Source organism: Nocardia sp. NPDC004722, assembly GCF_053601505.1.
Genome location: NZ_JBSGBY010000830.1, coordinates 1 through 2,929 on the forward strand (window position 1 = coordinate 1; position 2,929 = coordinate 2,929).

The 2,929-nt window shown below is 70.7% G+C and carries 4 protein-coding genes; 2 read left to right on the plus strand and 2 right to left on the minus strand.

Translation table 11 applies throughout. The features are described from left to right. Positions 1-16: 16 nt before the first annotated feature. Positions 17-1,594 (plus strand): 2-succinyl-5-enolpyruvyl-6-hydroxy-3-cyclohexene-1-carboxylic-acid synthase, encoded by a 1,578-nt coding sequence (menD, locus tag ACWELQ_RS42625; RefSeq protein ID WP_452402669.1) that lies wholly within the window; start codon positions 17-19, stop codon positions 1,592-1,594. On the opposite strand, the gene ACWELQ_RS42630 is transcribed toward menD, so the two are convergent. Together ACWELQ_RS42630 and ACWELQ_RS42635 are read right to left on the minus strand one after the other, a co-directional pair. Next, positions 1,591-1,794, minus strand: coding sequence for a hypothetical protein (locus tag ACWELQ_RS42630; protein WP_452402667.1), 204 nt, complete (start codon positions 1,792-1,794; stop codon positions 1,591-1,593). The genes menD and ACWELQ_RS42630 overlap by 4 nt on opposite strands. A gap of 99 nt (positions 1,795-1,893) precedes the next feature. Next, the gene (locus tag ACWELQ_RS42635) at positions 1,894-2,127 is read right to left on the minus strand and encodes a hypothetical protein (protein WP_379360316.1); all 234 of its coding nucleotides are present in this window, start codon (positions 2,125-2,127) and stop codon (positions 1,894-1,896) included. A gap of 183 nt (positions 2,128-2,310) precedes the next feature. Here ACWELQ_RS42635 and ACWELQ_RS42640 point away from each other — a divergent pair, with 183 nt between their 5' ends. Beyond that, on the plus strand, positions 2,311-2,886 hold the full coding sequence (locus ACWELQ_RS42640) for a TIGR03086 family metal-binding protein (RefSeq protein WP_452402668.1): 576 nt from the start codon (positions 2,311-2,313) through the stop codon (positions 2,884-2,886). Positions 2,887-2,929: the final 43 nt, after the last annotated feature.

Consider the following 2,929-nt stretch of genomic DNA (forward strand, 5'->3'; position numbering starts at 1 on the left):
GACTTCGGGCGGCTGGGTGCGGGACGTCGTCGTGTGCCCCGGATCGCGAAACGCACCGCTGGCCTTCGCATTACAGGCCGCGGACCAGGCCGGACGCATCCGGCTGCACATGCGCATCGACGAACGCAGCGCCGGATTCCTGGCCATCGGCCTGGCCGCGGCCGCCGGTCGGCCGGTGCCCGTGGTGATGACCTCCGGCACCGCCGTGGCGAATCTGGGCCCGGCCGTGCTCGAGGCCAACTACGCGCGCATCCCGTTGATCGTGCTGAGCGCCAACCGGCCCTACGAGATGCTCGGCACCGGTGCGAACCAGACGGTCGAACAGTTCGGGCTCTTCGGTAGCCAGGTGCGTGCCGCCATCAGCCTCGGACTCGCCGAGACCGAGGCCGGCGAGGATCTCTACCCGTCGCAGAACAGCGTCTGGCGTTCGGCCGTGTGCCGGGTGCTGGCCGCCGCCCGCGGCACCCGCTCCGGCAATGCCGGACCCGTACACTTCGACATCCCGCTGCGCGAACCGCTGGTCCCGGACCTGGCCGCGGGCGCCGCGATTCCCGCGGGCCGTCCCGATGAACGGCCCTGGACCGCAACGCAATACGCCACCCTCGATGTGCCGCTCGAGATCGATCTGACCCCGGACACGGTGGTCATCTCCGGGCACGGCGCGGGTCAGCGCCCCGAGCTCGCGGCCCTGCCCACGGTCGCCGAACCCACCGCGCCCATGCACGGTCCCGCGCTGCATCCGCTGGCGTTGTCGCTGCTGAAGCCCAAGCAGGCCATCATCACCGGGCGGCCCACCCTGCACCGGCAGGTGTCACGGGTGCTGGCCGATCCGGAGGTCACCGTGTACGCGCTGACCACCGGACCGCGCTGGCCCGATGTCTCCGGCAATGTGGTCGGCACCGGCACCCGCGCGGTCACCCGGGGCGCGCCGCGGCCGGAGTGGCTCGCGCAGTGCCGGGAGCTGAACGACAAGGCCGTCTCGGTGGTGCGGGCCGAGCTGGCCGGGCACCCCAAGCCCACCGGACTGCATGTCGCGGCGGTGGTCATGAACGCCCTCCACGAGGGCGATCAGCTGCTGCTCGGCGCGTCCAACCCGGTCCGGGACGCGGCCCTGGTCTCGCAGCCGCGCCCCGGCGTCCGGGTGCTGTCCAACCGAGGGGTGGCCGGTATCGACGGCACGGTCTCGGCGGCAGTCGGTGCGGCACTGACCCATTCGGGTAGGACCATCGCCTTCATGGGCGACCTGACCTTCCTGCACGACGCGTCCGGGCTGCTCATCGGACCGGGCGAACCGCGGCCGGAGGATCTCACCATCGTGGTCGCCAACGACGACGGCGGCGGCATCTTCGAACTGCTGGAACAGGGCGATCCGCAGTACGCGGGCGTGTTCGAGCGAGTGTTCGGCACCCCGCACGGGATGGATCTGGCGGCATTGTGCGCCGCCTACCGGATTCCGCACCGGCAGGTCGACCCGTCGGAACTGGCCGTCGAACTGACCGGCAACGCCCACGGCATGCGCGTGCTCGAGGTCGCGACCGAACGTTCCAGCCTGCGGGAACTGCACGCCACCGTGCGTGCGGGCGTCTCGGGCTAGTCCGGATAGTCATCGTCCATGGGGACGGCGATGGACTGCTCCACCAGATCGCCCTCGGAGGCGGTCCAGCCGTTGTCGTCGGCCGGAAGCGGATTCAGCTCGGTATCGGGCGTCTCGGAGTCCGCTTCCTGCGCCGGGTACGCGGGCACGCTCTGTTCCGCGTAGTCGGCTTCGGGCACTGCGTCGATGCGATCGATCATCGGTTGCTCCTGTCTGCCGGGCGGTGCGGTCGGGCACTCGCTTACAGTCGGGCACTGTCGAGGATGCGCCTGATCGGGCGGGTCGGCAACCGCCGGGCCTCACTCGCCGGGCAGCGGACCGTCGTCGGCGGGATGCTCGACCAGCGCCAGCACCCGTCCCGCCATGAAGCGCGCGGTGCGCACCGAACTTCCGGTCCGGGTCACCTCGCTGACTTCCACAATGCCGCGCGCGATGCGGGTTTCGATCCGCCGGCCCGCTCTGGTCGCGATAATTTCGTAATTCCGAGACCCGTCGCCGGTGTCGACGACGATCTCCACACGATCACCCTTCATCTATCAATTCTCCTCCCTACCAGGGCATTTCGCCGCTGATCGCAGCTAACGAACGGGTTGCGACACGAGGTTGCAAGCACATCTCGCGGATCGGCGATGAATTTCTCCGCCCCGCTTCGTCCTAACCGGTGACCGGGCCGCACCGGTGGTTCGGCATGTCGTTCGCACGCCCCGGGAGGACCCATGACCACACCGGCCTTCGATCTGGAAGCCGCCGCCACGGCGGTGGAGGCGGTCGTCGCCGCCGTCACCGACGCCGATTTCGAGCGCCGCACGCCCTCGGGCATCAGCGTGCGCGACATGCTCGCTCACATCCAGGGCTTCACCGAGGCGTTCCGCCAGGGCGCGACCAAGGAGATGATGGGCCGCTCCCAGCCGCCCGGTCCCGGGGCGCAACTGGCCGATGACTGGCGCGATCGGATCCCCGCGCATTTGAAGGCACTCGTCGCCGCCTGGCGTGAACCCGCCGCCTGGGACGGCGACACCGAGGTCGGCGGCGTGGTCTCACCCGCCCCGCAAATGGCGATCTTCGCCCTCGACGAACTGGTCATCCACGGCTGGGACCTGGCCCGCGCCATCGGCGCGCCCTACACCCCCGCCGCATCGGATCTCGCTGTCCTGCACGCTTTCCTGCGCGACACCCCACGCGAAGGCATCCCCGGCCTCTTCGGCCCGGTCGTCGAGATCCCGGCCGAAGCCCCGCTGGCGGACCGGGTCATCGGCCTGACCGGCCGCGACCCGGCTTGGGCGGCGGACTGACCGGAGGGGAACACCGGCCCGCGGGCGCGACGAGGGGTCGCGC